Annotated in this window: 5 protein-coding genes; all 5 read left to right on the forward strand. The window is 69.4% G+C overall.

The annotated features are described in order from the left end of the window. The first annotated feature begins 38 nt into the window (after positions 1 to 38). Entirely contained in the window at positions 39 to 959 is a 921-nt protein-coding gene (locus tag DBZ32_RS19255) for a DMT family transporter (protein ID WP_119168852.1), read from the forward strand. Between the two features lie 102 nt (positions 960 to 1061). After that, the gene (locus tag DBZ32_RS19260) at positions 1062 to 2795 is read left to right on the forward strand and encodes a monovalent cation:proton antiporter-2 (CPA2) family protein (protein ID WP_119168853.1); all 1734 of its coding nucleotides are present in this window, start codon (positions 1062 to 1064) and stop codon (positions 2793 to 2795) included. A 31-nt stretch (positions 2796 to 2826) separates the two neighbouring features. Beyond that, the gene (locus DBZ32_RS19265) at positions 2827 to 4875 is read left to right on the forward strand and encodes an acetyl/propionyl/methylcrotonyl-CoA carboxylase subunit alpha (protein WP_119168854.1); all 2049 of its coding nucleotides are present in this window, start codon (positions 2827 to 2829) and stop codon (positions 4873 to 4875) included. Next, the gene (locus tag DBZ32_RS19270) at positions 4869 to 5774 is read left to right on the forward strand and encodes a hydroxymethylglutaryl-CoA lyase (RefSeq protein ID WP_119168855.1); all 906 of its coding nucleotides are present in this window, start codon (positions 4869 to 4871) and stop codon (positions 5772 to 5774) included. The genes DBZ32_RS19265 and DBZ32_RS19270 overlap by 7 nt, the downstream gene beginning before the upstream one ends. A gap of 71 nt (positions 5775 to 5845) precedes the next feature. Next, on the forward strand, positions 5846 to 6265 hold the full coding sequence (locus tag DBZ32_RS19275) for a DUF1489 family protein (protein WP_119168856.1): 420 nt from the start codon (positions 5846 to 5848) through the stop codon (positions 6263 to 6265). Positions 6266 to 6568 lie beyond the last annotated feature (303 nt).

A 6568-nucleotide genomic window follows, 5' to 3' on the forward strand; every position in this document is an offset into this window, starting at 1 on the left:
GGGTGCCTTGAGCGGCCCTGCGTGGTAGCGCTTCGGCCATGAGCAGTCCGTCGAAAACAGCCTCCCACTCCTTCGCCCTCGCGGCGAAGCTGGCGCCGGCGACCTTCGTCTGCCTTTGGGCGACGGGCTTCATCGGGGCCAAGCTCGGGTTGCCCTATGTCGAGCCGCTGACCTTCCTGGCCCTGCGCTTCGCGCTGGTGGTGGCGATCATGGCGCCGGCGGCCGTCCTGCTCGGCGCGGTCTGGCCGAAGCTGAGCACGACGGGGCATGTCGCGGTCGTCGGACTCCTGATCCACGGCGGCTATCTGGGCGGCGTCTTCGTCGCCATCTCGCTCGGCATGTCGGCGGGGCTCTCCGCGCTGATCGTGTCGCTGCAGCCGCTGCTGACGGCGGCGCTGGTCGGGCCGCTGCTCGGCGAGCGGGTCACGCGCCGGCAGATCGCCGGCCTGGTCCTGGGGCTGGCCGGAGTCGCGCTGGTCCTCTCCGGCAAGCTGGCGCCCTCGGACTCCGGCACGCTCTTCTCCGGTTTCGGACTGGATGCCGTCGTCTGCGCGCTGGTCGCTCTGTTCTCGATCACCGTCGGCGTGGTCTACCAGAAGCGCTTCTGCGCCGAGGTCGACCTGCGGGCCGGCGCGGTCGTGCAGTATGCGGCGGCCGGGCTGGCCATCGGCGCCCTGGCGCTGATCTTCGAGACCAACCGCGTCGTCTGGCACCTCGACCTGGTGATCGCGCTGGGCTGGCTGGTGCTGGTGCTCTCGGTCGGCGCGGTCAGCCTGCTGATGATGCTGATCCGGCTCGGCGAGGCTTCGCGCGTCGCCAGTCTCTTCTATCTCGTGCCGCCGGTGACGGCCCTGGTCGCCTTCTTCCTCTTCGACGAGCGGCTGGGACCGCTGGCGCTGGCCGGCATGGTCGTCGCGGTCCTGGGTGTCGCCCTGGTGGTGACCGAGCGTAAAAGCTAGGGCGCCCCTCCGCAGGTTGAGTGCAATGCAGCAGTGGGACGGCTAGACTGCCGCCGTTCCCGATGCGCCGAGTCCACGGGCGCCACTCAGTCCTGAGCCGCTATGCACGAGCACGACCTCAGCTACCTGCAGGATATTCTCTACTTTCTGCTTGCCGCAGTGGTGATCGTACCGCTGGCGCGCCAGCTCCGTTCCAGCCCCGTGCTCGGTTACCTCGCCGCAGGCGTGGTGATCGGCCCCTCGCTCCTGGGCCTGATCGAAGAGACCGAGTCGATCCTGATCCTGGCCGAGTTCGGCATCGTCTTCCTGCTCTTCGCCATTGGCCTGGAACTCTCCGTCGAGCGCCTGAAGGTCCTGAAGCGCTATGTCTTCGGATTGGGGACGACCCAGGTGGTGGTGACGGCGGCCGCGATCGCCCTCGTTCTGATCGCGTTCGGCCAGCCACCGGCGGCCGCCCTGGTGATCGGCGGCGGGCTCGCGCTCTCTTCCACGGCTTTCGTGCTGCAGATGCTGGTGGAGCGGGGCGAGCTGGCGGCCCGCTTCGGGCGGGTGGCCTTCTCCATCCTGCTGCTGCAGGACCTGGCGATCGTACCGCTGCTGGCTCTGGTGCCGCTGCTGGGCGCCGAAGGCTCCAGCGTCCTTCTCGCGCTCGGCCTGGCGGCGGTCAAGGCGACGGCGGCGGTGGGGCTGACGCTGCTCGCCGGCCGCTTCCTGCTGCGCCCGGTCTACCGGGTCGTGGCTCAGACCCGCAGCACGGAACTTTTCGTCGCCACCACGCTCCTGGTCCTGCTGGGCACCGGCTACCTCATGGTGCTGGCCGGCGTCTCCATGGCGCTCGGCGCCTTCCTGGCCGGGCTGCTGCTGTCGGGCACCGAGTACCGGCATCAGGTCGAGGCGGACATCCGGCCCTTCCGGGGCCTGCTGCTCGGTCTCTTCTTCATGGCGGTGGGGCTGCAGATCGACCTTGGCTTGATCGCGGAGCATGCCGTCACGGTGGCGCTGGCGGTGGTGGCGCTGATGCTCGGCAAGGCCCTGGTGATCTACGGTCTCTGCCGGGCCTTCGGCCTGCCGGACGAGATCGCCGCGCGGGTCGGCCCGCTGCTGGCCCAGGGCGGCGAGTTCGGTTTCGTGCTGGTCGGCGGCGGCATGGTGGTCGGCGTGGTGCCGCCGGTGACCGGCCAGCTCGCCCTGGCCGTGGTGGCGATGACCATGGTGCTGACGCCGCTCTCCGCCTGGGCCGGGCAGCGCCTGTCGCATCGGATCGCGCAGCGTCAGGCCGCGAGCGGCGGTCTGCCCGACATCGCCGAGGAGGTGGAGGATCTGCAGGACCATGTGGTGATCGCCGGCTTCGGCCGGGTCGGCCAGACCATCGCGCAGGTCCTCGCCGAGGCTCACGTTCCCTATGTCGGCCTGGATCTGGACCACGACCGGGTGCGCCGCTGCCGCGGCCTGGATCTGCCCGTCTATTACGGCGACGCCAGCCAGGTCGACGTGCTCCACACCGCCGGGCTGGAGCGGGCCAAGGCGGCCGTGATCACCCTGGACAACCCCGAGGCCGCGAGCCATACGGTGGCGGCGCTGCGCGAGCGGGCGCCGGAGATCCCGATCTTCGTGCGGGCGCGCGATCTCGGTCACCGCGACGAACTGGAAGCGCAGGGGGCGACGGCGGTGGTGCCGGAAACCATCGAAGCCTCCCTGCAGCTTGCTGGCATCGTGCTCGGGGCGCTAGGAGCCGGCGACAGCGCCACCGTGATCGTGGAAGACTACCGGCGCGAGAACTACGCCAAGCTGGGCGAGATCATCACCCCGCGCGGGCGCCGTTCGGTTGAAGACTAAGGATTCTTGTAAGATCCCATGAGGAGTTGAGATGTTCGCCTCGCTGCTGATCGCCAACCGCGGCGAGATCGCCTGCCGTATCCAGCGGACGGCGCGCCGCATGGGGCTGCGCTGCATCGCGGTCTATTCCGATGCCGACGCCCAGGCGCCCCACGTCCTGCTGTCCGACGAGGCCCATCGCCTTGGGCCGGCGCCGGCGCGCGAGAGCTACCTGAATGTCGAGGCGTTGCTGGAGGCGGCGGCACGCAGCGGGGCGGAGGCGGTTCACCCCGGCTACGGATTTCTCTCGGAGAATGCCGGCTTCGCCGAGGCCTGCGCCCGCGCCGGACTGGTCTTCGTCGGGCCCCCGCCGGCCGCGATCCGGGCCATGGGCTCCAAGTCCGAGGCCAAGACGATCATGGAAAAGGCCGGCGTGCCGCTGGTCCCCGGCTATCACGGCAGCGACCAGGCGCAGGACCTGCTGGCGGCGCAGGCGCAGCGGATCGGCTATCCCGTTCTGATCAAGGCCTCGGCCGGCGGCGGCGGCAAGGGCATGCGCGTCGTCGAGCGGCCGGACGACTTCGAGGCGGCACTGACCTCCGCCAAGCGCGAAGCCTCGGCCTCCTTCGCCGACGACCGTGTCCTGATCGAGAAGTACCTGACCAAGCCGCGCCACATCGAGCTGCAGGTCTTCGCCGACAGCCAGGGCAACGTTCTGCATTTGGGAGAGCGCGACTGCTCGATCCAGCGCCGCCACCAGAAGGTGATCGAGGAGGCGCCGGCCCCCGGCATGACGCCGGAGCGCCGTCTGGAGATGGGAGAGGCGGCCAAGGCCGCCGCCGCCGCGATCGGTTACGTCGGTGCCGGGACGGTGGAGTTCATCGCCGAGGGCGAGGACTTCTTCTTCATGGAGATGAACACCCGCCTGCAGGTCGAGCATCCGGTGACGGAGATGATCACCGGCCAGGATCTGGTCGAGTGGCAGCTCAAGGTGGCCGCGGGCGAGCTCCTGCCGCTGACGCAGGAGGAGGTCCGCCTGACCGGCCATGCCTTCGAGGTGCGCCTTTACGCCGAGGATCCGGCGCGCGATTTCCTGCCCGCCACCGGCCGCCTGACGCATCTGCGCTTTCCCGAAGAGTCTCCACATCTTCGGGTCGATGCCGGCGTGGGCGAGGGCGATGAGATCTCGGTGCACTACGACCCGATGATCGCCAAGTTGATCGTCTGGGATTCGACGCGCGCCGCCGCCTTGCGCCGGCTGTCCGGCGCGTTGGCGCTGACCGAGGTGGTCGGGACCACCACGAACCTGGCGTTTCTGCAGCGGCTCGCCGCGCATTCGGCCTTCGCCGACGCCGATTTCGACACCGGCTTCATCGGCAAGCACGCCGAGGCCTTGCAGCCCGAGCGGAGCGCCGCCTCCGACGACCTGCTGGCGCTGGCCTGTCTGGCCGAGTTGCTGGCGCGCGCCCAGGAGGCGCGCCGGGCGGCCGCGGCCTCCAGCGACCCCCATTCGCCCTGGTGGAGCACCGACGGCTGGCGGCTCAACGCCGGTACGCACCGGCGCCTGATCTTCGACGACGGGGCCGGAGATGAGGGGGGCGGGCCGCGCGCGGCGGTCGTCCACTATCTGCCGGATGGTCTCTACGAGATCGAACTGGAGGGGCGCGTGATCGAGGCGCGCGCCCAGCTTCGTGAGCCGCGCGCCGACGGCGGGGGCCGGATCGAGGCCAATCTGGCCGGGCGGCGGCTGGTCGCCACCGCGGTCTGGCAGGGCCGCGAACTGACCTTGCTCAGCGATGGCGGTGCCCATCATCTGACGCTCTTCGATCAACTGGCCGCGGGCGAGGCCGACGAGACGCGCGACGACCGTCTGGTGGCGCCGATGCCGGGCAAGGTCGTGCAGGTTCTGGTCGAGGCCGGCGCCGAGGTGACGGCCGGCCAGCCCCTGATCGTGCTCGAGGCCATGAAGATGGAACATACCCTCTCGGCGCCGGCGGACGGTCGGATCGCGGCGCTGCGCTACGCCGCCGGCGATCTGGTCGAGGAAGGCGTCGAGCTGCTCGAGTTCGCGCCGGCTGTGGTGGAGGAGGCGGCATCGTGACTGCGACAGCAATCCGCGTCGTTGAGGTGGGACCGCGCGACGGACTGCAGAACGAGACCGCCCTGGTGCCGACCGCGGTGAAGGTGGAGCTGATCGAGCGGCTGGCCGCCGCCGGCCTGCCGGCGGTCGAAGCCGGCGCCTTCGTCAGCCCGAAGTGGGTGCCGCAGATGACCGATACGGCCGAGGTGCTGGCATCCCTGAGCCGCCGGCCCGAGACGGCCTATCCCGTGCTGGTTCCCAACGAGACGGGGTTGGCCCGCGCCCTGGAGAGCCGGGTCGAGGAGATCGCGGTTTTCGGTGCGGCCTCGGAGAGCTTCAGCCAGCGCAACATCAACTGCTCCATCGAAGAGTCCCTGGCGCGCTTCCGGCCGGTCTGCGAAGGGGCGCTGGCCGCCGGCATGCGAGTGCGCGGCTATGTCTCCTGCGTGTTGGGCTGTCCCTACGAAGGCGACATCGATCCCGGCAAGGTGGCCCAGGTCTCCACCGCCCTGGTGGAGATGGGCTGCTACGAGATTTCGCTCGGCGACACCATCGGCGTCGGCACCGCCGGCAAGGCGCGGACCCTGATCCGCCGCGTGGCCGAGGCGGTTCCGCGTGACCGGTTGGCGGTGCATTTCCACGACACCTACGGTCAGGCGCTGGCCAATATCCTGGCTTGCCTGGAGGAGGGGGTCGCGACGGTCGATTCCTCCGTCGCCGGGCTCGGCGGCTGCCCCTACGCGAAGGGCGCCTCGGGGAACGTGGCGACCGAGGACCTGCTCTATCTGCTAGAGGGTCTGGGGCTGGAGACCGGCGTCGACTTCGACGCCGTGGTGGCCGCCGGTCGCTTTATTTCGGACCATCTGGGCCGCGCCCCTGTTTCCAAGGTTTCCCAGGCCTTGGCGGGCAAGGCGGCCTAGCTGTCCACAGCCCGGACCGGACGGGCGGCTTGGCAGCGCAGGAGCGCTGCGCCACTTTCTCGAGTGACATCATGACGTTGCATCTCATCAAACTTTCCGTGGGCAGCGAAGACGTGGACTCGCTGACGCGGTGGCAGGCCGGGCGGCTGAAGCAGCACGGAGAGATCTGGCACGGCACCCGCATGCGGCCGAAGCGCGGCGCCGAGTTGCTGGAGGGCGGCTCGATCTACTGGGTGATTCGTGGTCTGGTGCAGTGCCGGCAGTCCCTGCTGGATCTGGAAGAGGCCAAGGACGAGAACGGGCGTCCCTATACGCGGCTGATGCTCGATCCCGAGTTGGTGCGGGTCGTGCCGCGTGCCCAACGGCCCTTCCAGGGCTGGCGGTATCTGCGTCCGGATCAGGCGCCGCGCGATCTGACCCTTGCCGGAGCCGAAGCCGACGATCTGCCGCCGGCGCTTTGGGCGGAACTGCGCGAGCTTGGCTTGATGTGAGCCCTATGCGAGCCGTGCGGCTTCGGCTTGGTAAGAAAGGTTGCGGTTTTCTGAATTTCCCTCTGGACAAGGGGCGGTCCCACCGCCTATATCCAGCGCCGCTTCAGGGCGTTGCCGCAACCTTCGATGGCTGCGGCGGTGCCGACGAGGCTTCCGGATAGACAGGCCAAATTTGCAGCGCCTTGGGCGTTGCAGCGGGGACTTGTCGCTCCTATACTCTTTGGCCTTCGCGAGCGACGCGAGTCGCGAGGGAAGGTTGTTAAGCGGTCACGTCGACCGTCTGCTGATTGACATTGTTGGTAT

Source organism: Algihabitans albus (assembly GCF_003572205.1).
Lineage (GTDB): Bacteria > Pseudomonadota > Alphaproteobacteria > Kiloniellales > DSM-21159 > Algihabitans > Algihabitans albus.

Coding starts and splice junctions, on each gene's coding strand:
- DBZ32_RS19255 (WP_119168852.1), top strand. CDS start 39: ATGAGCAGTCCGTCGAAAACAGCCTCCCACTCCTTCGCCCTCGCGGCG.
- DBZ32_RS19260 (WP_119168853.1), top strand. CDS start 1,062: ATGCACGAGCACGACCTCAGCTACCTGCAGGATATTCTCTACTTTCTG.
- DBZ32_RS19265 (WP_119168854.1), top strand. CDS start 2,827: ATGTTCGCCTCGCTGCTGATCGCCAACCGCGGCGAGATCGCCTGCCGT.
- DBZ32_RS19275 (WP_119168856.1), top strand. CDS start 5,846: ATGACGTTGCATCTCATCAAACTTTCCGTGGGCAGCGAAGACGTGGAC.